Source organism: Bacillus sp. UNC41MFS5, from assembly GCF_000686805.1.
Genome location: NZ_KK366017.1, coordinates 721,991 through 747,529 on the forward strand (window position 1 = coordinate 721,991; position 25,539 = coordinate 747,529).

24 protein-coding genes and 1 pseudogene are annotated in these 25,539 nt (G+C 37.4%); 19 read left to right on the plus strand and 6 right to left on the minus strand.

What is annotated here, in order from left to right; translation table 11 throughout:
- Positions 1–55 precede the first annotated feature (55 nt).
- The 12 genes and pseudogenes from odhB (at position 56) to BR30_RS0119995 (ending at position 13,367) form a co-directional block, all read left to right on the plus strand.
- On the plus strand, positions 56–1,306 hold the full coding sequence (gene odhB / locus BR30_RS0119940) for a 2-oxoglutarate dehydrogenase complex dihydrolipoyllysine-residue succinyltransferase (RefSeq protein WP_026566548.1): 1,251 nt from the start codon (positions 56–58) through the stop codon (positions 1,304–1,306).
- Positions 1,307–1,721: 415 nt separating this feature from the next.
- On the plus strand, positions 1,722–2,072 hold the full coding sequence (locus BR30_RS0119945; RefSeq protein WP_155928724.1) for a type 2 periplasmic-binding domain-containing protein: 351 nt from the start codon (positions 1,722–1,724) through the stop codon (positions 2,070–2,072).
- Positions 2,069–2,437: pseudogene (locus BR30_RS34000) on the plus strand (carbohydrate ABC transporter permease); the annotation flags it as partial. The gene BR30_RS0119945 and the pseudogene BR30_RS34000, both read left to right, overlap by 4 nt.
- Before the next feature lie 497 nt (positions 2,438–2,934).
- Positions 2,935–3,402, plus strand: a complete 468-nt coding sequence (locus BR30_RS37410) for a DUF6198 family protein (protein ID WP_231507753.1) — start codon at positions 2,935–2,937, stop codon at positions 3,400–3,402.
- A gap of 309 nt (positions 3,403–3,711) precedes the next feature.
- Positions 3,712–4,539, plus strand: a complete 828-nt coding sequence (rhaD, locus tag BR30_RS0119960; RefSeq protein ID WP_026566550.1) for a rhamnulose-1-phosphate aldolase — start codon at positions 3,712–3,714, stop codon at positions 4,537–4,539.
- Between the two features lie 94 nt (positions 4,540–4,633).
- Positions 4,634–5,779: an iron-containing alcohol dehydrogenase gene (locus tag BR30_RS0119965; RefSeq protein ID WP_026566551.1), complete on the plus strand. Its 1,146-nt coding sequence runs from the start codon at positions 4,634–4,636 to the stop codon at positions 5,777–5,779.
- 175 nt (positions 5,780–5,954) lie between these two features.
- Positions 5,955–6,932 (plus strand): autoinducer 2 ABC transporter substrate-binding protein, encoded by a 978-nt coding sequence (locus tag BR30_RS0119970; protein WP_231507754.1) that lies wholly within the window; start codon positions 5,955–5,957, stop codon positions 6,930–6,932.
- Complete coding sequence (locus BR30_RS34010; RefSeq protein WP_035445748.1) at positions 6,922–8,763, plus strand: cache domain-containing sensor histidine kinase; 1,842 nt, start codon at positions 6,922–6,924, stop codon at positions 8,761–8,763. Before BR30_RS0119970 ends, BR30_RS34010 begins: the two co-directional genes overlap by 11 nt.
- On the plus strand, positions 8,760–10,409 hold the full coding sequence (locus BR30_RS0119980; RefSeq protein WP_026566553.1) for a response regulator transcription factor: 1,650 nt from the start codon (positions 8,760–8,762) through the stop codon (positions 10,407–10,409). The genes BR30_RS34010 and BR30_RS0119980 overlap by 4 nt, the downstream gene beginning before the upstream one ends.
- A 172-nt stretch (positions 10,410–10,581) precedes the next feature.
- A complete protein-coding gene (gene rhaM / locus BR30_RS0119985) occupies positions 10,582–10,896 on the plus strand; it encodes an L-rhamnose mutarotase (protein WP_026566554.1) in 315 nt (104 codons plus the stop codon).
- A 90-nt stretch (positions 10,897–10,986) separates the two neighbouring features.
- Positions 10,987–12,288, plus strand: coding sequence for an MFS transporter (locus BR30_RS0119990; protein ID WP_026566555.1), 1,302 nt, complete (start codon positions 10,987–10,989; stop codon positions 12,286–12,288).
- A gap of 119 nt (positions 12,289–12,407) precedes the next feature.
- Positions 12,408–13,367 carry a helix-turn-helix domain-containing protein gene (locus BR30_RS0119995; protein ID WP_026566556.1) on the plus strand — a complete coding sequence of 320 codons (960 nt, stop codon included), beginning with the start codon at positions 12,408–12,410 and terminating at the stop codon, positions 13,365–13,367.
- 47 nt (positions 13,368–13,414) lie between these two features.
- Here the strand turns inward: BR30_RS0119995 and BR30_RS0120000 are convergent, their stop codons facing one another.
- The 4 genes from BR30_RS0120000 to BR30_RS0120015 form a co-directional block, all read right to left on the minus strand.
- Complete coding sequence (locus tag BR30_RS0120000) at positions 13,415–14,422, minus strand: FecCD family ABC transporter permease (RefSeq protein WP_026566557.1); 1,008 nt, start codon at positions 14,420–14,422, stop codon at positions 13,415–13,417.
- On the minus strand, positions 14,419–15,420 hold the full coding sequence (locus BR30_RS0120005) for a FecCD family ABC transporter permease (RefSeq protein WP_026566558.1): 1,002 nt from the start codon (positions 15,418–15,420) through the stop codon (positions 14,419–14,421). Before BR30_RS0120005 ends, BR30_RS0120000 begins: the two co-directional genes overlap by 4 nt.
- A gap of 70 nt (positions 15,421–15,490) precedes the next feature.
- Positions 15,491–16,414 (minus strand): iron-hydroxamate ABC transporter substrate-binding protein, encoded by a 924-nt coding sequence (locus BR30_RS0120010; protein ID WP_026566559.1) that lies wholly within the window; start codon positions 16,412–16,414, stop codon positions 15,491–15,493.
- Positions 16,365–17,210 (minus strand): ABC transporter ATP-binding protein, encoded by an 846-nt coding sequence (locus BR30_RS0120015; RefSeq protein WP_026566560.1) that lies wholly within the window; start codon positions 17,208–17,210, stop codon positions 16,365–16,367. Before BR30_RS0120015 ends, BR30_RS0120010 begins: the two co-directional genes overlap by 50 nt.
- A 307-nt stretch (positions 17,211–17,517) precedes the next feature.
- On the opposite strand from BR30_RS0120015, the gene BR30_RS0120020 reads away from it, so the two are divergent.
- Complete coding sequence (locus BR30_RS0120020) at positions 17,518–18,285, plus strand: hypothetical protein (protein WP_026566561.1); 768 nt, start codon at positions 17,518–17,520, stop codon at positions 18,283–18,285.
- A gap of 30 nt (positions 18,286–18,315) precedes the next feature.
- Positions 18,316–19,371, plus strand: coding sequence for an NAD(P)/FAD-dependent oxidoreductase (locus BR30_RS0120025; protein WP_026566562.1), 1,056 nt, complete (start codon positions 18,316–18,318; stop codon positions 19,369–19,371).
- Between the two features lie 106 nt (positions 19,372–19,477).
- Here the strand turns inward: BR30_RS0120025 and BR30_RS0120030 are convergent, their stop codons facing one another.
- Complete coding sequence (locus BR30_RS0120030; RefSeq protein ID WP_026566563.1) at positions 19,478–20,248, minus strand: IclR family transcriptional regulator; 771 nt, start codon at positions 20,246–20,248, stop codon at positions 19,478–19,480.
- Between the two features lie 104 nt (positions 20,249–20,352).
- Positions 20,353–21,282: a LysR family transcriptional regulator gene (locus BR30_RS0120035; protein WP_331280811.1), complete on the minus strand. Its 930-nt coding sequence runs from the start codon at positions 21,280–21,282 to the stop codon at positions 20,353–20,355.
- Between the two features lie 323 nt (positions 21,283–21,605).
- On the opposite strand from BR30_RS0120035, the gene BR30_RS37415 reads away from it, so the two are divergent.
- The 5 genes from BR30_RS37415 to BR30_RS0120065 all read left to right on the plus strand — a co-directional run bounded on the left by BR30_RS37415 (position 21,606) and on the right by BR30_RS0120065 (position 25,531).
- A complete protein-coding gene (locus BR30_RS37415; RefSeq protein WP_026566565.1) occupies positions 21,606–21,875 on the plus strand; it encodes a hypothetical protein in 270 nt (89 codons plus the stop codon).
- Between the two features lie 217 nt (positions 21,876–22,092).
- Positions 22,093–22,563, plus strand: coding sequence for a hypothetical protein (locus BR30_RS37420; RefSeq protein WP_231507755.1), 471 nt, complete (start codon positions 22,093–22,095; stop codon positions 22,561–22,563).
- Positions 22,564–22,740: 177 nt separating this feature from the next.
- Positions 22,741–23,847 (plus strand): FAD-dependent oxidoreductase, encoded by a 1,107-nt coding sequence (locus BR30_RS34020; RefSeq protein WP_035445749.1) that lies wholly within the window; start codon positions 22,741–22,743, stop codon positions 23,845–23,847.
- Positions 23,848–24,031: 184 nt separating this feature from the next.
- Entirely contained in the window at positions 24,032–24,400 is a 369-nt protein-coding gene (locus tag BR30_RS0120060) for a hypothetical protein (RefSeq protein WP_155928726.1), read from the plus strand.
- Positions 24,401–24,709: 309 nt separating this feature from the next.
- Positions 24,710–25,531: an ABC transporter ATP-binding protein gene (locus BR30_RS0120065; protein ID WP_081825512.1), complete on the plus strand. Its 822-nt coding sequence runs from the start codon at positions 24,710–24,712 to the stop codon at positions 25,529–25,531.
- Positions 25,532–25,539: the final 8 nt, after the last annotated feature.

Genomic DNA, 25,539 nt, shown 5'->3' on the forward strand with positions numbered 1-25,539 from the left:
GTAGAAATTCTAACTTTATAGGGGACTTATCAACAAACATAGGAGGATACACCACATGATTGAAATCAAAGTACCAGAACTGGCAGAATCCATTACGGAAGGAACCATTGCTCAATGGCTCATTAATATTGGTGATAAAGTAACCAAAGGAGATAGTGTTGTTGAGTTGGAAACAGATAAAGTTAATATAGAATTAAATGCCGAATACTCAGGTATAGTTACAAAGTTTTTAAAAGAGCCTGGCGATATCGTCGAAGTTGGCGATGTCATTGCGATTATCGAAGAGAATACGGCTGCAGGAGCCACTTCACCTGTTCCAGCAACTCCGGAAAAACCAGCTGAAGTAGAAACCCTTAATCAACAAAGCACCCAAGCTGAGCAAGAACTTCCGAAAGCTGCAAGCCCGATTGCTTCGCCAGCGGCAAGAAAATTGGCAAGAGAATTGGGAATCGATTTAGCGCAAGTAAGCAGCCGGGATCCACTTGGCAGAATTAGACCAGAGGATGTAAAAGCATACACACCTACACCTTCAGTTAAAGAAGAGCCAAAGTTGGAAAAAACCAGCCCAAAACCAGCCGTACAACAAATAGATGAAGAGTTTGACAAACCAGTTGAACGGGTGAAAATGTCCCGCCGGCGTCAAACGATTGCTAAACGCCTAGTAGAAGTCCAGCATACAGCAGCGATGTTAACCACATTTAACGAAGTTGATATGTCGGCTGTTATGGATTTACGCAATCAGCGGAAAGATGCTTTTTATGAAAAACATGGTGTTCGTCTTGGGTTCATGTCATTCTTTACCAAGGCTGTAGTCTCAGCTTTAAAGCAATTCCCACTTTTAAATGCCGAAATACAAGGCGATGAATTGATTCTCAAGAAGTTTTATGATATCGGAATAGCCGTGGCAGCACCAGAGGGATTGGTCGTACCGGTTGTACGCGGTGCGAACCAGAAAAGTTTTGCCGAAATCGAACAAGATATCAGTAATCTTGGTAAAAAAGCTCGTGATAATGCCCTTACGTTAAATGATTTGCAAGGTGGAACATTTACAATTACAAACGGTGGAGTTTTCGGTTCGTTAATGTCAACTCCAATCTTGAATAGCCCGCAAGTAGGGATTCTCGGAATGCATAAAATCCAAACAAGACCAATAGCGATTGATAAGGAACGAATGGAAAACCGCCCGATGATGTATATCGCCTTGTCTTACGACCATCGAATTGTAGACGGCAAAGAGGCCGTTAGCTTCCTAGTTGCCGTGAAAGAATTGTTGGAAGATCCTCACTCTTTATTATTGGAAGGATAAGTAATAAAGATCAGCGAACAAATCAAGACCTCAAATAAATTAAATAGTCATTAAAAACAGGGATGGGGGATGTTTCCATCTCTATTTTTAATGAAAACTTGGTTAGCTCAATAACCCCTTCACCCTCCAAAAAAATCCGCACACATATCAAAAAAAGCTCCACTATTGTTCTATAAAGGTTTGGCTATTTTTTTCTAGGGAAGGGCTGTATGAAACGTCTGTTAATTGTATCCCGCTTTGCTATGGTTACTCCATATATGTATTATCATCTTATTGAAGCACCAATCATTTCCCAATACTCGAGTTAAATGGGTACTAAATCTAAAAATTGTCCACTCAAATTACTAAATTAAATGTACCTATTATTACGCTACAATCAAGATGTGCACAAGTAATAAATGGCCAGTAACTTTTAATGATAAAAACTCGTGGGGTGAATTTAATGAGAAAAATGAAAGCGTTTCTATCAGGTACCTTAGTTATGATACTCACCATCGCACTATTAGCCGGCTGTACAAGCTCAAGCTCTAGTGAATCAAAAAGCAGCGGTTCATCTAATTCTAAAAATATAACCATAACAATGCTGGTTTCTGGAAATAAAGCGGCCTCTGGTCAAGATTTTGAAGTAGATATTTTACCGAAATTAGTTCATAAAAAGTTTCCGAACATTACATTAGAGGTACAAAAGCTACCTGATGATCAATATACAACTTCGATTAAGACTAAGCTTGCAGTAAACCAAGCGCCCGATATTTTCTGGGTATAGCCTTATATAAAGGCTTTATGGCAACGATTCCACGTCAAATTGATGAAGCAGCGTTGATTGATGGCTGCGGCCGCTTTCGCTTATTTTTCTCTATTATATTACCATTGTTAAAACCGGTTTCCGCAACAGTAATCGTTTTGACTGCGGTGGGGATTTATAACGACTTTGTTCACCCGTTATATTTCTTCCCAGTTGCACAAAACGCAACATTACAGCTTACGTTGTATAACTTTTCAAGCATGTACAATACGCAGTGGAACCTGCTGTTTACAAATATCATATTAATCTCACTTCCACCTCTTATTCTATTTATTTTCTTCAATAAGAAGATAGTGGCAGGTATGACAGCTGGTTCGGTGAAGTAGAAAGGATGAAAAAGGGACTGTGAGTGAAGGGATTGTTCACAACTCATAGCTCTCTCATTCTCCTTTGTTAGGGGATAAAGCGATATAAATTGTAAAAAAATGACGGATTAAGTGAATGGAATTTCATAGTACACCGGATTCCTTCAAATGGTCCTGGTAAGCATGAGTTTTGTAAGAGAAAAAAAAATAAGATGTATTAGGTTTGCTGCCTTTAAAAAGTAATAATTTAAAGAAGTCTTAGATAGGTAGGAAGCAGATGAGAATCTTTAATCGGAATTTATTATGTTTTATTGTTTCAATTATATTAAATGCATTAGGAAATAGCTTTATGATAACAGCTAACCTTGGGAGTGCTCCTTGGACAGCTGCTGGGCAAAATTTTGAATCCATACCTGCCAATCTCCCTCGGCATCTGCATTATAATTATGAATTTTTGTTCGTTTGTTCTAAGTTACATGATGAATACCAAGTTTAAATTGGCTACTATCGTAAAAAGTATGATTCTGACATTCGTTTTTGGATTATTTATTGATTTTTTTGAGTATATACACCACATGGTTTACATACCAGAAAACATATGGATCCGTTATCTATATTTGGTAATTGGGATAAACCTTATTGCAGCAGCTGTAAGCATTTATTTTCAATTAAACTCACTGTTTTTACCTTTTGATTATTTACTTAAGGCTTTTGGAAATTTAACGAAAAACTATACTTTTGGAACAATTTTCTGTATGTCTATCCCTTTATTTTTAAGTATTCTTATTTTTATCTTTGATCACCATTTAGCAGGCTTGGGAATAGGCACGATTCTGTTTGTGTTTGGAATAGGTTTTTTAATCGACCATTATAATCGCTGGATCGTGATTGATACAAATACAGAAACAGAAACAGAAACAGAAACAGAAACAGAAACAGAAACAAGTAAAGGTGTCCCAGTAAATAAAAAAGTTGCTGGGATTTAGGCTTAAGAAAAGCACAAAAAAATACTAGAAAGCCTGAAATATAAAGTTATAATAAGAGTCACTTTACACTTTTACTAAAAATTTAAAAAAAGAAAACAGACCTTTTAGGTCTGTTTTTATTTGTTTAATCAGAAGTAAACAAATATAACGTGTGACAATAATGTTAACAAAACAAAAATAAACAAAAAAACATTCTTTGTTTATATTGATTTATGTTTGTTTAGAAGTTATTATGTACATGTAACAAAGATAAATAAAGAAATTTATTATATAAATCAATTTATTGAAAGGGAGAGAAAAACCATGAGCATGACATTGAGAAATTTAATATATACAGCACCATTCTTACAAGAAATGATTGAAGCAACAGCTAACCTATACCGATTAGGCTGGGATGAACGTAATGGCGGGAATATCAGTTATTTATTAAATGAATATGAAGTTTTACCATACTTGGATGTTGATAAAGTGGTAAGAACAGTACCAATGAACTTTGATGCTTCTGAATTAGCTGGAAGATATTTTGCTGTAACTGGTTCTGGAAAATACTTTAAAAATGTAAAGGAGGACCCAGCTTCTAACTTAGGCGTCATCCGTATTGCCGCGGACGGCAAAAGCTACGAAATTCTCTGGGGTCTTGAAGATGGCGGAGTTGCAACAAGTGAACTGCCAACACACTTAATGAATCATATGAAGCGATTATCAGCAGATAAAAATCATCGCGTGATTATGCACTGCCATGCCACTCATTTGCTTGGGATGACATTTACACATAGCTTGAAGGAAGAAGATTTGACCAAAACTCTTTGGGAAATGTGTACAGAATGTATTGTTGTTTTCCCTGATGGTATTGGCGTAATTCCTTGGATTATCCCAGGAACAAATGAAATTGGTGAAGCAACCGCAGAGAAAATGGAACATGTCCGCCTTGTCGTTTGGCCGCATCATGGTATTTTCGGAGCAGGAGCAACAATGGATGAAACATTTGGCTTGATTGAAACAGCTGAAAAAGCAGCTCAGGTTTATACGATTGTTTGTGCGCAAGGTGGTAAAAAACAAACGATTACCGACCAGCAGTTACAAGACCTCGCTGATGCTTTCAAAGTTGTTCCAAGACCAGGAATCTTAAATTTATAAAACCTTAACATGAGTTTATTTTTAGGGGACGTAATCGTCCCTTAATTTAAAAATAAATATGTGAAATAGTGAACATAAAGAAGGAGGATTACAAATGAGTGTTTATTATGTGCCAAGTACAAATTTAATGGGTAGAGGCTGTTTAAAGGAGCTAGCTCCACTTGTTAAAGTTCTAGGATTTAATAAGGCAATGGTTGTTACGGATAAATTCTTAAATCAAAGCGGAGTTGCTGGTAAAGTTCTAGCTGAACTAGATTCTATTCATTTAGAATACATAGTTTATGATGAAGTAAAACCAAATCCAACCATTGAAAATGTATATACGGGTGTAGATGTTTTTAAAACGAATGAATGTGATTGTCTAGTATCAGTTGGCGGCGGTTCACCACAGGATACTGCTAAAGCAGTTGGTCTATATGTTACCAATGGCGGAGATATCCGTGATTATGAGGGAGTCAACAAAACCAAAAATAAATCGATTCCAATCGTTGCGGTCAATACGACTGCCGGAACATCAAGCGAATTTACAATTAACTATGTTATTACCGATAAAGAACGTGAAGTTAAAATGGTTATGGTGGATAAAAATAGCTTGGTTACTATTTCTGTTAACGACCCTGAATTAATGCTCGATAAGCCAGCCTCCTTAACCGCCGCGACAGGTATGGATGCCCTGACACATGCGATTGAAGCAATTGTTACCCCGGGTGCATATGCAGTAACGGATGCGACTGCCCTTGCAGCGGTTGAAATCATCTTTAATTATTTGCCTCTTGCCGTTAAGAATGGTCATGATATTGAAGCTCGTGAGCAAATGACCTATGTCATGTTCTTAGGAGGAATTGCCTTTAATAATGCCGGCCTTGGTTTTGTCCATGCGATGGCACACCAGCTTGGCGGCGTTTATGATTTACCGCATGGTGTTTGTAATGCAATGCTGCTGCCAATTGTGGAGAGAGAAAACGCCAAACGTGGTCCAAGAAAATTCCGTGCGATTGCAAAAGCTGCTGGTCTTGAAGTTGCTGGAAAAACAGATGAGCAATGTGCGGAGAAAGTAATTGAAGCTATAAAAGCTCTTTCTAAAGAAGTTGGGATTCCTAGTAAACTAATAGAGCTAGGAGTAGAAGAGATAGATTTAGATAAAATTGCGATTAACTCTTTAAAGGATGCCTGTGCACCAGGAAACCCATTCCAGCCAACAAAAGAAGAAGTAATTTCCATGTTTAAGGAAATTTTGTAAATTATTTTAGCAATAAAAACGATTTCAATTTATGTTATAATATAAAGAGGCTAAGTTCATAGATGGCCTCTTTTTTACATTTATTCAAGACGTCTTATGTGAGGTGTTGAACATAAAACCTACCTTAAACTTTTTTGTTTGCTTTTTAATAGTAATATTTGTAAGCGGTTGCGATTTGAATTCCGGAAAATATCAAATTATTTATAACGGAGATCAAAAGAAAGAGCAAAATAAACAAAATGAAAGCAAAGAAAATTACACGATTGCCATCGTACCTAAAGTAAGTGGGATTCCTTATTTCAATGCTGTGGAAGAAGGAGCACGTGAGGCAGGGGAGGACTTACATGTTAACGTTCTTTATGAAGGTCCGCCTATCGCAGATTGGGAACAGCAGCGGAATATTATAGATGATTTTATTCGTAGGGACGTTGATCTCATCGCCGTTTCAGCTAACGATCCAGAAAAATTAGGACCTGTATTAAAAAGGGCCGAAGAAAAAGGGATAAAAGTGATCACTTGGGATTCCGATACCGACACAAAATACAGAGAACTTTTTATTAATATGGTCGATCCGGAAAACCTTGGCCGGCATTTAATGGATAATTTGGCTTCCCAGATGGGGGAAAAAGGTGAGTATGCTATTTTGACCGGTTCTAATGCTGCTGCCAATTTATCAGAATGGATGAACTATATAATTGAGCAGCAGAAAGAAGTATATCCGGAAATGAAATTAGTAGAAGTAGTTGAGACGGAAGATAATCCCCAAAAATCATACACCGGGGCTGAAAGGCTATTAAAAACTTATCCACGTTTGAAAGGGATACTAGGCAGTTCTTCTGTTGGACCTCCTGCCGCTGCACAGGCAGTTCAGGACGCGGGAAAGGCGGGGATCGTTACCGTAACAGGGCTCTCCACCCCTAATTTAATGAGGAGTTATTTAAAAGATGGATCGGCACAAATGATCACATTATGGAGCCCTAAGAAACTAGGCTATTTAACTGTTAGTTTAGCTAAAGAATTATTGAATGGTGACAAGCTTAAGGATGGGCAGCACATTGGGAAGGTAGGTAATATCAAAATTAAAGGTGACACGGTGATTATGGGGCTGCCAATTGATTTTACAAGGGAGAATGTTCAGCAATATGATTTCTAGGCTTCTTGAAAAAATAAAATTAAAAAACTCCCGGTTATCAACGAAACTCATAATTACGTATATTTTGTTAACCGTCATTCCTATGGGGCTATTAGGTGCCCTAGCTTATTATGAATATACGAAATCAATTGAAGAAAAAGTTGGAGAATATATCCCAAAATTATTAAAGCAAGCCAATAATAACATTGAAAACAGCCTAGGTGAATTGGAACGGCTTCCCGAATTAATTTATAGCTCCAGCGATGTTATGTCTGTGTTAAGAGATAGCAGCTATAAGAATCAATCAGAATTACATCGCGATCAATTTGTTGTAGAAAGTTTTTTAACCAATACCTATCTTGATAACAGTTCAGAAATATTAGGAGCGTTTCTATTATCTAAAAATCGATCTTTTATCAGTACACGTATACCCTATGAGGGATTTAACATTGAAAATCAATCTCTGCCATATGGTGAAGAACACGCACTAGGGGACAAAATCCAACTCATCCTTCCAAAACAAGCAAGTTTGAAGTTTGAAGGGAATCCTCCTTATATTTTATTAATGAAACAAGTAACAGATTTTGATAATAGGAAGTCGCTAGGTACGCTCTTTTTAGCTGTTAAGTTATCTTTTATTAAAGATGTATTAGCTGATTTAGAAGAAGAAAAGAATGCCACTATGTGGGTGATGGATGAGAATGGACAGGTTATATTCCATACGGATTCCTCTAAAATTGGCTCTGTTTTTACTGATATAAATGACTACCCTTTGGTTAACGGAAGTTTTCAAACAGGAACAGGTCAAGAAAAAACACTCATTAGTGTGAATAAATCAGCACGCCATAAATGGATGTTGGTTCATAGTATTCCTTTAAAACATTTAACCATGGGTACTGACATGGTAAGAAATGTAACCGTTTTAGCTTTTTTGGCGCTTGTCATCATTACGAGTCTCATATCATGCTTTCTGGCCTGGTCAGTGACCAAACCAATTAAAAAGCTGGGGCATTTAATGCAAGAGGTCAAAGAGGGGAATCTTAGCGTTTCAATTCCAATTCACTCAAATGATGAGGTTGGAGTTCTGGCTCAAAGCTTTGATTCGATGCTGGAAGAAATTAGGGAGTTAATTCAGAAAAATTATTCTATTGAAATTCGGCAGAAAAACGCCGAACTATATGCACTGCAATCTCAAATTAACCCGCACTTTATGTACAATACACTCCAAACAATTAGTATGGCGGTTGAAGATGGAGAATCCGAAATGGTGGTTGAAATGGTTACGCTTCTTGGAAGAATGCTCCGTTATTCACTAAGTAATAAGGATCGACTGGTTCCGATTTCTCAAGAAGTGGATCATATTCAGGATTACCTAAAAATCCAAAAATTCCGATTTGAGGAAAGACTTACTTACACCATTCAAATAGAGCTAGATTCTGGATCCTATTTTACCCCCAAATTTATCTTACAGCCGCTGGTTGAAAATTCTATTAAATATGGATTGGAGAAACGGAAAGGATTAAGCATTCAAATTTCTGTAAAAGAAATTCTAAATAAACAAGGGAAAATAGATATCTTATTTACCATCCGTGATAATGGGCCAGGAATAAATGAGGAAAAGTTGGGAGAGTTAAATAGCAAATTAAAATCAGATCCAATGGGAAAAAGAGAATCCGGTTTCGGGATATTGAATGTTCATGCCCGGGTGATGATGATGTTTGGTGATCAATATGAATTACGAGTTCATAGTTCCATAGAAAAAGGAACAGAGATTATGATACAAATTCCAGCAATCTTAAAGAGTGAGGTAACTAATTATTCTGGGATTCAAGAGGATGGTGATGGAAAATGACACAGATAAAAACGGTTATTGTCGATGATGAAGGAAGAATTCGAAGAGGAATTGAACGAATGGTTCGCTCGTTGGGTGATGAATGGGAAATCGTCGGAACATTTTCTGATGGATTAGAAGTTTATGAAGCCGTTTTAAACCATGCTATTTCTTTCGACTTACTTATTTCAGATATTCGAATGCCGGAAATGGATGGGTTAACCTTAAATAAAAAACTTAAAAGCCATCTAACGTTCCTAACCATTTTTATAAGCGGATATGATGATTTTGTATATTTGCAAACGGCCCTAAGAGATGGAGCCGTAAATTATATCCTGAAGCCAATCGACAAAGAACAATTTCAATTACAAATGGATGAAGTTAAACTAAAGATTCAAAAGGTGCATGCTGAAAAGCAAGAATGGCTTAGTATGCAGAAAAAAGCATCCCAACTGGAATATACAAAGCAGCTTCAGGTTTTAAGTGAAATGACCTGGAAGGGAGATAAGGATATTGCGTATCTCGACTGGACCCGGCAGTTTCCAAGTGGCTGTTATCAATTGATTCATGTTAGTGTTGATCAGGTTTTTTCACAAACGAAAGAATTTTTACCAGAAGATTGGAATAAATGGTCTCGAGAAATTGAAATTATATTAGCTGAAAAAGTGGCGAGTCCTATTAGAGACGATCAATTCTTTAGCTGGTGGTGGCGAGGTAGTACGTTAAGCTATTGGATATTACTACACATGGAAGATAAAGCCAACAATCATGATTATTCATTGGTCTTCCGACAGTTTGCAGAAGAACTAAGAGTTTCCATTCACAAAGCCACACCTTTTACAGCATCTGTAGCCCTGGGAGATGTATTTAATGATCTTGCTCTTTTTAGTCATATGAAATCACATCTACTCACTCTGCTTCAATTTCGAATCATCCAAGGAGGAAACCGAGTCTTTCAGTCTGATTTGTTTGAAGTCATTAAAGAACAGAAATCTAGTGGGATATCGTCTTCAATAATGAAATATACAGAACAAGTGATGAACTCTTTTGCACAAGGGAAAAAGAATGAGTTACTTCAGGCATTACAAGGATTTTTTTATGAGGTAGAAACCTTATCATCGCCTATTATGATTAATGAAGCGGTTCATTACTTATTAATCGGAATCGCTAATCATTGGATTGAAAAGGATGGCTACGGTGAGGATCCGGATTTACTAACAGATGCCTTAAATATTACAATGCATGCCTCAAACTTCATTCAGTTGAAGGATAGGGTTAAATTGTGGATTCTACATGTGATGGAGAAAATGGGTAGTTTGAACAAAAAGCAGCAGAATCCAATTCTGATTGCGAAAGAATGGATTAAAAATAATTTGGGAGACAATATTACAATTAAAAAAATTGCTCTTCAGGTTTATATGAATCCGAACTACTTTTGTGATTATTTTAAAACTCAAACTGGAGAGACCATTTTAGATTTTGTCACATCCGCAAGACTTGAAAAAGCTAAAGAATTATTAGAGAAAACAGATTTAAGAATTTACGATATTTCCTTATCCGTTGGTTATCAAGATACGAAATATTTCAGCCGATTATTCAAACAGTGGCTGGGTCAGACACCTTCCCAATTCAGGGATCATTTTATAAAATCGTCAGCAGATAAATAGGAGGCTGGTAAGAGTCAAGGAGTATATTTCTTCTTGGCTTTTTTTGTTTTGTAATCCCTTTCAACTTTCTGAATAATTTCACCCTTAACTGAATTTTGTCTCCTACAAGTAAGCGTTTTACAAGGGTATAGTTTAGCTATAAGGAAACTAAATTCTAGAAAGGAAAATCAAAATGATAAGAAAAGCTAGTATCATGTTTGTCAATCGTGATAGTTATGATGAATATAAGCGCCGACATGATGAAATATGGCCTGAGTTGGCTGCAGAATTAAAGGCACATGGGGCACAAAATTATTCTATTTTTCTAGAAAAAGAGACTGGTAGGTTGTTTGCCTATTTAGAAATAGAAAATGTAGAGAAATGGGAGCAAATGTCACAAACAGAAATCTGTAAAAAATGGTGGGCATATATGGAGCCAATTATGGAGACGAATCCCGATAATAGCCCTGTTTCAATTAATTTAGAAGAAGTCTTTTATTTAGAATAGTTACTTTCGGACATTCGTCTTTAGCATTAATAACAAGAATGAAACCGGTTACTTCTTTGGATAGTAAACAAATTATTAGGAGGTATTACAATGGCTAAGATTGGTTCCAAAAAAACGACTGGCTGGAAAGCCACCATCTCTGTTGCAATGGCCAACTATATTGAAGCTGGATCAATTATCGCAGCAGCAAGTAGTTTAACTATGTGGCAGGCATATCTTCATTTAGATAATATGGCGGTGGGGCTTTTAAGTGCAGTGAGTGCTAATGCATTTGGAGCGGCAGTAGGAGCTTTGTTTGGTGGGTATTTATGTGACAAATATGGACGGAAATTTATTTACACCTATGACTTGTTGGCTTATATGCTAGGAGTATTATTGATTGCCGTTTCCGTTAACTTCCCAATGCTGTTAATAGGAACAATAATTACCGGGATAGCAGTAGGTGCCGGGGTACCAGCCTCATGGACATACATTGCAGAAGAAGCGCCAGCCGACAAAAGAGCTGCGCATGTTGGAACTGCACAGTTAGCATGGTCGACAGGTCCAGCGATCACGTTTTTACTTGCCGTCTTGCTTACACCACTTGGTTTATTAGGAAGTAGAATTATTTTTATCCACTTATTAATCATTGCCTTTATTACATGGTACATCAGACAAGGCTTATCTGAGTCAGCTATTTGGAAAGAAGGAAAAGAACGTGAAGCTAAAGAAGGCAATAGCAATAATAAAGGTGTACTCAAAGAACTACTTAGTCTAAAACCAAATCGTGAAGCATTATTTTTATTAATTGGAATTTATTTATTCTGGAATTTAACTGCAGGTGCTATGGGATATTTCATGCCATATATTTATCAAAATGTTGGTGGATTAACGGGTACTCAAGCGAATTTACTTCAAGTTCTTCTTTGGAGTTTAACCGTTGCAACCACATATTTTGTATTCATGAAACTAGGAGACAAATTTAGCAGACGTGCCTTGTTTGGAATTGGAGCTGTGATGGGTATTGCTGCTTGGATAATTCTAACATTTACAGGAATGAACTGGTTCTCACTCTTTGCTTTTGTACTACTTTGGGGCAGTGCTGCTGGTTTCGGTGCCCAAGCGTTCTACGGCTTGTGGGCGAGTGAACTTTTCCCAACAAAATACCGTGCTGGTGCTCAAGGAATAATGTACTTCTTAGTAAGATTGGGGATTGCGATCTGGTCATTTATTTTACCAACAGTTATGGATAAATTAGGATTTAAAACAGCTGGGATTGTTATGCTTGTATTCTTAACCATTCATTGTGTTATCGGAATTCTTCTTGCTCCGAATACGAATGGAAAAACATTGCAACAAATTGAAGAAGAACGATTTGGCAATTCAAAAGGAATAAAAAGAAAAGTCGTTTAAATTAATAGAGTTGGAAAAACCTAGGACCAATAATTCATTGCCCAGGTTTTTTCTTTAGGCAGGTATTTGAGGTATGTTATGATTTGACTAAGAAACAATCCATGAAAAAGGTGAAACACATGAGCCAGGATCTTTTAAGTGAGCTTTTACAGATTACGGATGAAGAGAAAACCATCCTTGTACGGCGAACCAGAGTAAGTAAAGAATTGTATACAAGTAAAACCAATTTTATCATCGAAAGCGAAAAATTTCTAAGCAAAGACAAGATGATCATGGTTCGAAAGCACACTAGATTTGTTGATTTCCCCCTACATAAACATGACTATATAGAAGTCAATTATGTTTATAACGGGGAATTGAATCAAACCGTTGGCGGCAGACAAATTACCTTGAAAAAAGGAGAACTTCTCTTATTAAATCAGCATATTGAACATGAGATTAAAGCCTGTGCCAAAGAAGACATCGTCATTAATTTTATCATACGTCCCGCGTTCTTCGATTTTATTTTTTCCTTTTTAAGTTCCGAAAATATTGTCAGTGATTTTCTGCTTAATAGCTTATATAACAACACTCAGAACGGCCAATTCCTTTATTTTAAAGTTGCTGAAGTACCCTCTATTCAGGATATGATTGGAAAAATGATTGAGGAGATCATGCATCCTTCTGCTTTCTCAGAGTCAACCATTAAACTTTATATGGGGCTTTTCTTGATTGAACTCATCAAAAATTCGGATAAGGTGGAGAGAAAAGAAGAAGCTTCTATGAATCATTATTTAGTAGTAGAATCACTTAAGTATATAGAAGATCAGTATAAGGATGCTTCGTTATATGAATTAGCCGATCGATTGAAACAATCTCACTATGGTTTAAGTAAGACTATAAAAAAGGCCACGTCCCATACATTCAAAGAGCTTTTACAAGAGAGGCGACTTATGAAAGCGAAAGAATTACTGGAAGGAACCGATATCGCGATTGCTTCGATAGTAGAGCAGGTTGGATATGATAATATTAGTTATTTTTACCGGATTTTTAAAGTGAAATATGGACTGACACCAAAGGAATACAGGAAGAGAACATGATAGATTTAAAAAACAATGAATCCCTCCAAATCGGGATCCATTGTTTTTTACTTTTTTAATAACAAATACATAAAGTAGGGAGCACCGATTAAGGCAACCATTATACCTGCAGGAATACCATTTGGTTCAATCAGATTTCGTCCAATTGTGTCTGCTATTAGTAAGAGCCAACCGCCAATTAGAATCGCTAGGGGAATAAATAGTTGATTTCTAGGTCCTACCAATGCTTTTGCTATATGTGGAGCCATCAATCCGATAAAGGAAATTCCTCCCGTAACTGAAACGGCAGAAGCGGCTAGGGCAACGGCTGTTACTAGTAAAACAATCCGTTCCTTTTCAATTGAAACACCCACACCGAGGGCTACAGGCTCACTTAGTCCGAGAAGATTCAATCGATTTGCTTTGAATAATGTGTAGGGGATTAGGATCAATAACCAAGGTAAGAATGCCCAAATAAAAGGCCAATCCGTTCCCCAAATATTCCCCGCCAACCATTTCGCAATAAAATCTACTTTTTCCCGTTCGGCAGATGAAATCAGGACAATCATGACCCCAGAAAGTGCCATCGAAAAACCAATCCCGACTAGAACTAATCTAACCGGCTGCATGCCAGTATTTCTTTTATAAGAAAAAAGGTAGATTAGTGCGGCAGTTAGTATCGCACCGCAAAAAGCCACAAGGGGAAGAACATAAACAAATAAACCTGCTTCAATTGGGAAAAACAAAAAGAAAACGGTAATAGCCACACCTGCTCCAGAGTTTATCCCAATAATACCAGGGTCAGCAAGATCATTTCGTGTGATTCCTTGTAAAATAGAACCAGATAAGGCCAAGGCCATCCCTGCTAACAATGTAATAATCATTCTTGGTAAGCGGATAGAAAATAAGACAAAATCCTCTTTAAATGTTCCATATCCGAGAAGTGTTGGAATAAGTCTGTCATAGGATAGGGAAGAGTATCCCAACCCCATGCCAATAATGCATGATAACAATATGAGTCCTAGTAAACTACTTAAAAGCATCCTCTGTTTTTTTAATAAAGAAGGCTGAATCATGAAAATACGCTTCCTCCTTTACGGACAATAACAAGGAAGAAGGGCAGACCCATTACAGCCATGATTGCAATGATTGGTGTTTCGTAGGGAGCATTAATGGTTCTCCCAAGGGTATCAGCAAAAAGCATAAAAGTGGCTCCAGAAATAGCGGACATTGGAATGATGAAACGGTAATCTGTTCCGACCATGGCGCGAACCAAATGGGGAACCATTAAGCCGATGAAGGCCATATTCCCGACAAGTGCCACAGAAGCACCTGCTAATAGAATGATCACTATAAATAGAATCGTCTTTATTTGAGTTGTTTTTTGACCAAGTCCAACGGCAACTTCTTCATTTAAGCTTAAAATGGTAAGCTGTCTGGAGAGAAAAAGTGACACAAGGATCCCAATAATAATAAATGGGACGATGATTTGAAGCTGTTTCCATGACGTTCCCATCATCCCTCCAGAAGTCCACATGGAAACATTTTTGGAAACTTTGAAGTAAATTCCAATGCCCTCTGCAACTGCAAAAAGGAAGGCAGAAACCGCAGCACCAGCTAATACAATTCTAAGCGGTGAAAAACCGCCTCTTTTAATGGATCCGATCCCAAAAACCATCAATGTTCCAACAGCAGCTCCCAAAAAACAAGCGATTGTCATGCTGAAATAATTGACAGAGGGGATAAACGCAATGGTTATGGCAAGTGCCGCATTCGCGCCAGCTGTTAATCCAAGTAACCCAGGATCGGCAAGTGGATTTCTCGTCAGTCCTTGCATGATCGCGCCTGAAACCGCAAGAGCAGCACCAACAAAAATGGCTGCCGCTGCTCTGGGAAATCGGATTTCGCGGAGCATCAAAGTGGCTTTGTCAGTTGAATTTGATGTAAGTGCCATCCATACATCTTTGACCGACGTCTCTGCCGCTCCAAAAACGCAGGCAGCAATGGACATACCAGCAAAAACAAGGAACGCTGCGATAAGTTTATATACAAAGGGGAATTTTTCTTTTGTCATCAGTCTCTCATCTTTTCTTTCCTAGAATTAGGGAAGAGGAAATTCTTGAAAAAGAATCCCTCAGAGATTATTAATTTCCTAGAAATGACTTCTTAAAAAAGTCTAATTGCTTATCTAATGTAACTGGGTCACTAAAGGAAGCACCATTTCCATTCATTTCAAAGACACGATTATTTTTAACCGCAGGAATATTCTTGTATGTTTCTGTTTCTTGGAAAGATTGATCTGCATCTGCATATTTACTTAAAATCACATAGTCCCCGGCATACTCAGGAAGTACCTCTGCTGAAATCGCATAGTAGCCAGATTTTAAAGCCATTTCCTTCACTTTTTCAGGCATTTTTAAATTCATGGCTTGATATAAGATTTCCGTTCCTCTAGCCCAGTTATTACCGAACACATATAAATCCTTATCATAGGCTTCTATGACTGAAACCGTTGCGTCTTCACCAATTTTTGAACGGATTTCGTCTCCCGCAGTTTTGGCCCGTGTTTTAAAGTCATCAACCCAGGCTTGGGCTTCTTTCTCTTTATTTAATAGCTTTCCGATTTCTACGTGTTGGGTTAAATAGTCGGCTTTCCCCCAAGTATAAGTTACAGTTGGAGCAATTTCTTTTAATTTATCAAGGTTTTTAATATTGGATAACCCAATGATTAAATCTGGTTCTAATTCGATAATTTTTTCTAGGTTTTCATCTGATACTTCTGCGACATCTTTTAATTCTTCTTTAAACGTGGGATTGTTTTTAGACCAAACATCTACACCAACGATATTTACACCTAAATCGATGACATTCCCCGTGAATCCTGACAGCAATATGACTCGTTTTGGGTTGGACGGGACTTCGATTGGGCCATTTTCTGATTGATATGTAAAGGTTTTTGGTTGTTCTTCTTTTTTAGGGGAACTCTCTTCTTTTCCTGACGTCTCGTTACTGCAGGCACTAATAATTAACACTAAGAGTAGGATAAACGGGAATAGCAGCTTTTTCATTTTTATTTTCTCCTTTTAATAAATTGTAGGTAATACATATGGGCTTATTTGTTCGTGGATCTCGTCCGATTTGGGCATCAATTTGGAATACCTTTTTCAACACTTCAGGAGTCATAACTTCCTCGCAATCTCCTGCCTTGACGATGTGGCCGTCTTTTAAAGCAATGATATAGTCAGCAAAACGCGCAGCATGATTTAAATCGTGAAGGACCATGACAATGGTTCGTTCCTGTTCGATGTTCAGCTTTTGAAGAAGTTCTAGTACTTCCAGTTGATGGGCCATATCTAAATAGGTAGTGGGTTCATCCAGAAAAATGATGTCCGTTTCTTGAGCAAGAGCCATGGCAATCCAAACTCGTTGGCGTTGGCCGCCAGATAAGGAATCGACTGAACGAAACTTAAAGTCTAGTAAACCCGTGACCTCAAGTGCCCAGTCAATAACTTCATAATCTTTTTTCGTTAAGCGTCCAAAACCTTTTTGATAGGGAAAGCGGCCATAAGAAACGAGCTCAGCCACGGACAATCCACCGGCACTTTCAGGTGATTGCGGGAGAATCGCCATTTTTTTTGCAAGAATCTTTGTATTTTCCTTTGAGATATCTTTACCATCTAACAAAACGGTTCCAGATTGATGCGAAATAATTCGTGTGATTGCTTTCAATAAAGTAGACTTCCCGCAGCCATTCGATCCGATGATGGTTGTAATTTTTCGATCGGGTATTTTCACACTGAGATTTTTAACAATTAACTGTTCACCATAGCTAATGTTTAAATCATCTGTATATAACCGAACCATTATTGACCTCCTTTTAAACAAGAGTAAGTAAAAGCGTGTTGATGATAATGATTATCATTTTCACAACTAACTATATTCGCTCGATTTATTTCTTGTCAATAATTATTTTTTCATTTTTCTGAGAATCCTTGAAAAAAAAAGTGGGAAATCGTTGATAGGACGGAGTGGATGTTTATCATTTAATAAAAAAATTCGAAAAAATAAAAAAAACATTTGATATTGATAATCGTTATCAATTAAAATGGAATTAAGTGATAATATTTATCAATTAGCGGAGTGGGATGGATATTAGGGGAGGGGCTTTGACATGAAGAGCCAGCTGAACGTAATGAAATATTTGACAGAAGAAAATTTAAGAGTGTTCGTTACTTGTCCTTATAAATTTTATTATGAGTATATTGAGAAGAAAAATCGGCCGATGGACTGGAGACATATGGTACAACAGGTGGTAAATCAAGTCGTCTATTCCTATTTTCGAATCCCAATTGAACAGCGGTCAGCAACGAAGATCCTTGCATTGGTTGAACGATATTGGTCCAATATTTCTCCTCAAATATTTGAGTCTCGAATTCATTATTATACGGTGACAGCTAAAATTACCGATTACTTAATGCGAAATTTGACTGCAGAAACAGATTCAGCCCCACCTTTGTTTTTATTTGAAAAATTTACATCCACTATACAAGAACTAGATATGGATCTCTCTTTAACGATTGATGTGGCGGAATGGTCCAATTCCTCCTTTGTTGTAAAAAAATACTTGGTTGACGCAGAAACAGACATGTTAATGCTATATAACTATTTAGTCGCAGTATTTTCCAAAAAGGTTTTTAATAAAATCCCTAGTAGAATTGAAGTGACAACTTTATTGGATGGAAGGAAGCATACCTATTTTCCTACACCTGAAAAAATTGATGAAAGTATCCTTTATTTGCAATTGATGAATCATATGCTAGGTGATTCTTCAAGTTTTAATGAGGTATACAACGAAGATGATTGTGTAACTTGTCCTTTTGAACAGGTCTGTAAACGTGATGCGCGAAATGTAAATGAACCGACTACATATTATTCATAGGAAGATTTTTTTGGCAGGGAGTGTTCACAGATGGAACAGCAGGAACTATTTGATGTGATCGTAATTGGCGGGGGACCAGCAGGACTTTACTCGACTTTTTATAGCGGACTTAGAGAAATGAAAACAAAACTCATCGAATTTCAGCCGCAGTTAGGCGGGAAAATTCATGTTTATCCAGAGAAAATGATTTGGGATGTTGGCGGGCAAATGCCCATTCCTGGAGCCAAATTAATAGAACAATTGGTTGCACAGGGATTAACGTTTAATCCCACAGTAGTGGTAAATGAAAAGGTTGAGTTGATCACACGTAATGAAGATGGTATTTTTGTATTGCAAGCAGCTTCCGGCCAGAAGCATTTTTCGAAAACAGTCATCGTCGCAATCGGCAGTGGCATCTTGAACCCTCAAAAGCTGGAGATTGAAGGCGCGGAGAGATTTGAAGTATCAAATTTAAATTACACTGTCAAGTCATTAAAACATTTCAAAGATAAAACGGTCATCATTTCAGGTGGTGGAAATACAGCCATTGATTGGGCGAATGAGTTAGAGTCGATTGCCAAAAAAGTTTTTGTGACGTATAGAAAAGAGGCATTAAAAGGTCACGAGGCACAAGCAACACAGTTAATGAAAAGTTCTGCTATTTGTTTATTTCAAACCTCAATTACCAAACTGATTGCCAGCAGCAATCATGAATCTATTGAAATGGTAGAACTGACAAATCATGTTTCAGGAGAGGTTTCTAATTTGCCAATTGATGAAGTGATTATTAATCATGGGTACGAACAAGACGCCACATTACTTGAAAATAGTAGTTTAAATATTAAAATAGCAGACAATTATTATATTGCAGGTAATTCTGTGAGTGAATCTTCCGTTGAGGGGCTTTATGCTGCTGGTGATATCCTTATGTATGATGGTAAGGTTAATTTAATAACAGGTGCATTCCAAGATGCAGCAAACGCAGTTAATAAAGCGAAACAATTTATTCAGCCTGACGCAAGTAAAATCGGGATGGTCTCTTCCCATAATGAACTCTTTAAGAAGCGAAATAGGGAAATAGTGAAACAAATGATGAAACAAGCTTAACCGATTTATTAAAGATGTCCTTCATCGGCATGATGAAGGACATTTTTCTTTAGTCGAAACAGAGTTTTGTCCTTCATCGATGGTATTCTTCCAATTAAGTACGTTTTTATTTCACAGATGACATATACCCGAAACTACCAGAAATTTCTTTGCAGATTTGGATTAAATAATGAGCTAGTTCATTATTTCCATTTTGAGGGATAAACTCAGAAAAGCCTACTACTGTTACGGCTCCAAGGAGTTTTTTCTTATAGTTTAATACCGGGATGGATACGGAAGACACAGATGATACCAGCGGTTCCCTTGCAAAGGCAATTTCCTTCTCTCGTATGAAGCTGCATTCATCATCAAGCAGACGAACCTTTTCAGGAGGAATTTGCATAAATTCCTTCGCTTTCCAATCGCAAATCAAATAATCATCCATGAAGGCCATAAACACTTTACCTGTTGCAGAACGAATAGGAAGTAAGGTTCCTATTTGAGCGCCAATATTAAATCCTCGATTGTTGTTCAAATCTTTAACAATCATTGGACCATTATCGGTCCAGCTGGAAAATAGAACGGTACTCGAACTTTTTTCGTTAATTTCATGCAGAAAGGGTGAGATTCGGTCAATCACATTTTCTTGATCAACAGCAGCCATTCCATATTCAATCAACTTGCTTCCCAATACATATTCTCCTGTATCCATGTGCCGATACAGAAGACCTAATTGTGTAAATGTATTTAAATATTTATAAAGATTACTCTTTGTAATCTGTGTTAAGTCTTGAATATCTGAAAATCTTAATGGCCTGCCTTGTTTGGCAATGATATCAATAATCCCCATTCCTATTTGTAATGACTGAATGGTTGTTCCTTTTTTAATGGCTTCCATACTAAACCTCCTATAGACCTTAATCCCATATTAGCATAGCAGTACACACAAAGTTTACTATATAGATAATATTTATTATTCGTTAAAATCTGAGATCAACGAAATCAACTTTTAATCACAGTATCATCCATATGGAAATATTCCATAAATTTTCTCGATATAGAAGAAAGGTATCTTCCCTTCAACCAAATTAATGCTGGCGGTCGTGCCATGATAGAAGGGCGGATAATTTCTTTGAAAATAAGCTGAGTGTTCGGGATGAGGTTCATTGCAGATTTTGGGACTAAGGCAATCCCGATATCATGATAAGCCCATGTTAATAGCGTCATGATATCACTGCTTTCACAAATAATTTTAGGTTCGAATCCTACGTTTAAGCATGCTGTCTTCACAACGTCTGCTGTATACATATCTTCGTTGTACATCGAGGTGCCTTGCTGTCTTCGAAGTAACATCAATGGCTTATCCTCAAGTTCCGATAGCATAATATAAGGTCTATCCTTGTCAGTATTCCATTTATTACTCATCGCCACAACAATAGGTTCATCAGGTAAATGAATCATCTCGAAAATTTTGTTATCAATAGGTAATCTAACAATCCCCAATTCTATAATACGGTTTTCAACTAACTCCATGATCCGATTGGGATCTCCTTCCCATACTTGGAATTGAACATCCGGAAAGTGGATTTGAAAATCACGTATTCTCTCAGGCAAAAGTTGGGCTCCAAGTGAGGCAATTGTCCCAATCGACAATGTCCCCTTAGTACCCTCGGAAAATTCTTTCACTTCTTCTACCGTTCCCGTTAATAATTCTAGTATTTCTTTAGCCCGTTTATAAAAAAGCATTCCCTCTTCAGTGATAATCAACTTTCGAGTATTTCTTTCAAAAAGTGTAACACCTAGTTCGTTTTCCAATTGTTTTAATTGTTGACTTAAAGGGGGTTGGGCCATATTCAAGCGTTTGGCTGCTTGTGAGATTTTCCCTTCTTCGACAATCGTAATGAAATATTTTAAGTGACGAATATCTATTATTAAACATCCCTTTCATAAGTAAGTTATTTAATAAACCCTATTGTAAAGGATTGTTTATATATTTTACATATAAATAAAAAATAAAATGGGAGTGATGATTGGATTAATAGAATTAAATTTAATGAAGATTAAAGTTGGTTAAGTATTTATATGCGATAAATATAAATAAGTAATGAAATATATATTTTACAAAAAAACTTAATATTAATAATATTGAGTTAATAGGATGTTCAAATTTGTTAAATAAGGAGCGAAATACATGACTTATATTGAGAAAATCAATACTTTACCGCAAAAACCAAACTTTTCAATTCCGCCGTTAATTGAAAAACAAACACCACGATGCCCGCAGGATTCACATTAAAGATCCAGAAAGAACGGATTTAAGTTATACCAATCATGATGAATATTGGGATTCAAAACGAGAATTTTTAAATCCTGATTTGGTTTCTAGATTTTGGGCTGGTAATGAAGAATTTGGAAAAACAAACCTTCCAGGTCACGTATTAGGCCGGCCATGGTTGTATCTTCCGAAAGAAGACGCAACGGGTTATATCGCAGCTACAACAAACCATATCGGACCTGTTCCTTAGATTGGCATGAAGGTTGATAGTGGGAAGATAACAGAAATCTATGAGGGTGGTGAATTTGGAGATAAACTGCGTAAATTAAAAGCTGAAACAGATCACCTGCATTATCCTGGATTTCCAGATAAATGACTTTTCCGGTGGTGGGAAGCTTCCATCGGTACGAACCCGCATATTCACCGTCCAAGAAAAGGGTTTCTCACTGGCTGGCTAAACTGCCTTTATGAGCGTATGCGCAGCGGGGTCATTCATATCGGTTTTGGAACAATCATTTCAAGTGCTGCTGAAGGCCAAAATGGGATTGCCTGTGGGTCATTGGCATGTCCATCTGTATTTTCCAACGGTGACATGTGAAATGATCGGGGGAGAAACAGAAACGATTATTCAGGACGGGCATTTGATGGGATTGGATGATCCAGAGATTCGTAAAATTGCCGCCAAATATGGAGACCCAGATCTTTTATTAGCCGAGTCTTGGAATCCTGCTGTACCTGGTCTGAATATGACAGGAGACTACTGGAAGCATTATGCGGAAGATCCTGAAAAATGGGTTCTTGCAGAATTAAATATTTGTGAAAACTATCATCCTATGTTTATGAGTATGGTGGGTGCTGATCCAAAGTATTGTAATAATCCTTTGTGGAAGGTGCCAAGTTCTCAAGGTTCATGTTCGTGCGGAGGGCACCACATTTAAATAAAACACAATTTATTAGGTAAGAATTCTTTTATCGGGTAGCTTCTAAAAGCAGCTACTCCAATTTACCTATTATGTGCAGGGCTTTAGTAGGGCGACTCCGCAATTCCCTTCTAATATCATCGCCCTAAGCTATTAAAAAGAGAAACTATCTCAAAATATAAGGGGGAAAAATTCGTGAAATCAAAATCTACATTAAGAATTGCCATTATTGGAGGGGGGATTGGTGGTGCCGCAGCTGCGGTTGCATTACGACGTGTAGGTATTCGCGCAGACCTTTATGAGCAAGCCCCAGTTATAAAAGAAGTTGGTGCAGGTGTAGGCATGCGTCCATCAACCGTTCACTTTTTCGAAAATTGGGGGATTTATGAAGAATTAAAGAGTAAGAGTTTGCAAAGTAATATTATGCAAGTGGTAACATCTAATGGGCATATTTTAGTGAATGAAAAATGGCCGCTTTTAACTGATAACCCTGATGAAACATGGGCGAGATTAATTCATCGAGCAGATTTGATTGAGACGTTTCTGAATCAATTACCACCAGATTCCATCCACTTAAGTCACAGGTTGGATAAGATCATCGATTACGGGAATTATGCTGAAGTTCATTTTGAGAACGGTCATTTGATTGAAGCAGATTTAGTTATTGGAGCAGATGGTATTCGTTCTACGGTTCGATCGCAGTTATTTAGCGATAAAGGGCCTATTTATTCTGGAACCCATGCTTACCGAGCGGTTGTTAAAAACAAAGAGGCATTTGATTTGGTTCCTGATGACGTATTTAAAGTTTTCGTAGATGGCAGTACCCAAATATATGTCTTACCGTTACACCATAGAAAGGAAGTTTCATTTGATGTTACGTTACAATCGGAAGACTCTGCATGGAGACCAATGGTAGAGAAAAATGATATTATCAAACTTTTATCAAACTTTGACTCTAATATCATAAAGACGGCTGAAAGTGTAAAAGAGTACACTTGCCGAGCGATATATGATATCGATCCTATCGATCGTTGGCATTCGGATTGTATCACACTCCTAGGGGATGCCGCCCATGCCATGCAACATCATCTAGGTCAAGGCGCAAATATGGCTATCCAAGATGCAGGAGTTTTGGCTGAATGTTTAAGTGAATCTGATTCCATTATGGAAGCGTTACAAAAATATCAGGCTATCAGAAAGCCAATTACCGATAGATATCAAGAATTATCCCGGATGGCACCAACACAAGATGAGGAACCGGCTTTCTTGGAAAAAGACCAGGCTAATCAACTAAATGGATAAAAAAACTTATCTAATTGCTTCAAAATATAAAAACTAAACGTTACTAAGTCTTCAGAAAAGGAAGGGGTAAATCATGATATCTTTGTTTACATAAGCACTTGTATTTTTCGCCATCATCCTTGGGACTGTATAGATCTATCGGTTACTCTTTACAGTACGCAAAGAACTTTCTTGTACAACTGCTATGATGGCCGCGATGATGATGGGGTCTATGGGAGATCTATTAACGGGAACTGTTCTAGCTTTTAACCTTAGTTTTTCAATTAATACGATAGTGGCCATGATTATTGGGATCGGTATAGGAATTATTATCGGATTACCTTTTAATCCATTAACTATTCTAGAAGGTATGATGGCAGGGGTTATGGGTGGGTTGATGGGACCCATGTTGGGTGAAATGTTAGTACCCAATTTTATTTCTATCTTAAACTTCATTTTACTCATTCTATTTTCATTTTCTATTAGCCTGCTTAGTAATGCTATTAAACAAGAAACAGGTACCGTAAAAAAACGGAGTCTAATGGAGGGCGAATTAAAGTCCTGTCCATTCTAATTGCCTTTGTTACTGTAGCTTTGAGTTCTATTATTATGGTGGGGTCATTCTATGAGTCTCAACCTAACTTAAATAATACCAATCAAAATCCTGCAGAACATCATCATCATTAAAAATTATTTATAACTAGGAAACTAGTAAGTCTAATTTTCTTTATATTTAGAAAAGTTAGAAAAGTATTTGACTTTGGTATAACAATATTATAATATTTTGTTATAAACTTAAGGGTGATTTACTTTTCTTTTTTTGAAGAAAAAGAAAGCGATTGCAGAGAAATAAGGCATTCAAAGATGGATGGGAGGAATGATGATGACTACTAATGCATTTACTAGCACCGTTCTTGAGAAAACGTTATCAGTGCGAGAACCGATCATTGAAGTTTGTAATCTTGACCAGAGATTTAAGACTACTTCTGGCAACACAGTGGTGGCTCTTGATAATGTGAATGTCAGTATAGGTGATACCGAATTTCTAGCAGTTCTCGGACCCAGTGGCTGTGGGAAAAGTACATTGATGCAGATTATGGCGGGATTGGTTAAACCTACATCAGGACAAGTTCAATTAAAAGGGAAAGATGTGAAAGGCCCGAACCGTGACATTGGCATTGTGTTTCAGCGGCCAGCGCTTTTTCCTTGGAGATTGGTATTAGATAATGTCATGTTAAGTGCTGAAGTACTGGGGTTGGAACGGTCTCAAGCGAAGGTCCGTGCACAAGAATTACTAGAATTAGTGGGATTGGGTGATTCAGGAAAACTATATCCGTATGAATTATCCGGCGGAATGCAGCAGCGTGTTAGTATCGCGCGGGCGCTGATGCACGACCCTGAAATTCTATTTATGGATGAACCATTTGGCGCTTTGGATGCTTTAACACGAGAAACCATGGGATTAGAGCTCCTGCGTATTTGGGAGATGAAACGCAAAACAGTTGTATTCATCACTCATAGTGTGACGGAGGCCCTTTTCTTGGCAGATCGCGTGTTAGTGATGTCACCTCGTCCGGGGAGAGTAGCAGAAGACTTCAAAGTTAATCTTCCACGACCTAGAAATCTTGACGTCATGTCAACACCGGGATTCAGTGAGGCTGCCGGCCATCTTCGTCATTTACTTGGCGCAACAATTGGGGAATAACATGAAAT

Excerpts from the sequence above, each read along its gene's own strand:
- BR30_RS0120025 (WP_026566562.1), top strand. The coding sequence starts at position 18,316 with ATGGAACAGCAGGAACTATTTGATGTGATCGTAATTGGCGGGGGACCA.
- BR30_RS0120000 (WP_026566557.1), bottom strand. The coding sequence starts at position 14,422 with ATGATTCAGCCTTCTTTATTAAAAAAACAGAGGATGCTTTTAAGTAGT.
- BR30_RS0120015 (WP_026566560.1), bottom strand. The coding sequence starts at position 17,210 with ATGGTTCGGTTATATACAGATGATTTAAACATTAGCTATGGTGAACAG.
- BR30_RS0119980 (WP_026566553.1), top strand. The coding sequence starts at position 8,760 with ATGACACAGATAAAAACGGTTATTGTCGATGATGAAGGAAGAATTCGA.
- rhaD (WP_026566550.1), top strand. The coding sequence starts at position 3,712 with ATGACATTGAGAAATTTAATATATACAGCACCATTCTTACAAGAAATG.
- BR30_RS0120020 (WP_026566561.1), top strand. The coding sequence starts at position 17,518 with ATGAAGAGCCAGCTGAACGTAATGAAATATTTGACAGAAGAAAATTTA.
- BR30_RS0120010 (WP_026566559.1), bottom strand. The coding sequence starts at position 16,414 with ATGAAAAAGCTGCTATTCCCGTTTATCCTACTCTTAGTGTTAATTATT.
- BR30_RS0120060 (WP_155928726.1), top strand. The coding sequence starts at position 24,032 with ATGATGGCCGCGATGATGATGGGGTCTATGGGAGATCTATTAACGGGA.
- BR30_RS0120005 (WP_026566558.1), bottom strand. The coding sequence starts at position 15,420 with ATGACAAAAGAAAAATTCCCCTTTGTATATAAACTTATCGCAGCGTTC.
- odhB (WP_026566548.1), top strand. The coding sequence starts at position 56 with ATGATTGAAATCAAAGTACCAGAACTGGCAGAATCCATTACGGAAGGA.
- BR30_RS0119995 (WP_026566556.1), top strand. The coding sequence starts at position 12,408 with ATGAGCCAGGATCTTTTAAGTGAGCTTTTACAGATTACGGATGAAGAG.
- BR30_RS34010 (WP_035445748.1), top strand. The coding sequence starts at position 6,922 with ATGATTTCTAGGCTTCTTGAAAAAATAAAATTAAAAAACTCCCGGTTA.
- BR30_RS0119945 (WP_155928724.1), top strand. The coding sequence starts at position 1,722 with ATGATAAAAACTCGTGGGGTGAATTTAATGAGAAAAATGAAAGCGTTT.
- BR30_RS37410 (WP_231507753.1), top strand. The coding sequence starts at position 2,935 with ATGATTCTGACATTCGTTTTTGGATTATTTATTGATTTTTTTGAGTAT.
- rhaM (WP_026566554.1), top strand. The coding sequence starts at position 10,582 with ATGATAAGAAAAGCTAGTATCATGTTTGTCAATCGTGATAGTTATGAT.
- BR30_RS0119990 (WP_026566555.1), top strand. The coding sequence starts at position 10,987 with ATGGCTAAGATTGGTTCCAAAAAAACGACTGGCTGGAAAGCCACCATC.
- BR30_RS0119965 (WP_026566551.1), top strand. The coding sequence starts at position 4,634 with ATGAGTGTTTATTATGTGCCAAGTACAAATTTAATGGGTAGAGGCTGT.
- BR30_RS0120065 (WP_081825512.1), top strand. The coding sequence starts at position 24,710 with ATGACTACTAATGCATTTACTAGCACCGTTCTTGAGAAAACGTTATCA.
- BR30_RS0120030 (WP_026566563.1), bottom strand. The coding sequence starts at position 20,248 with ATGGAAGCCATTAAAAAAGGAACAACCATTCAGTCATTACAAATAGGA.
- BR30_RS37420 (WP_231507755.1), top strand. The coding sequence starts at position 22,093 with ATGAGCGTATGCGCAGCGGGGTCATTCATATCGGTTTTGGAACAATCA.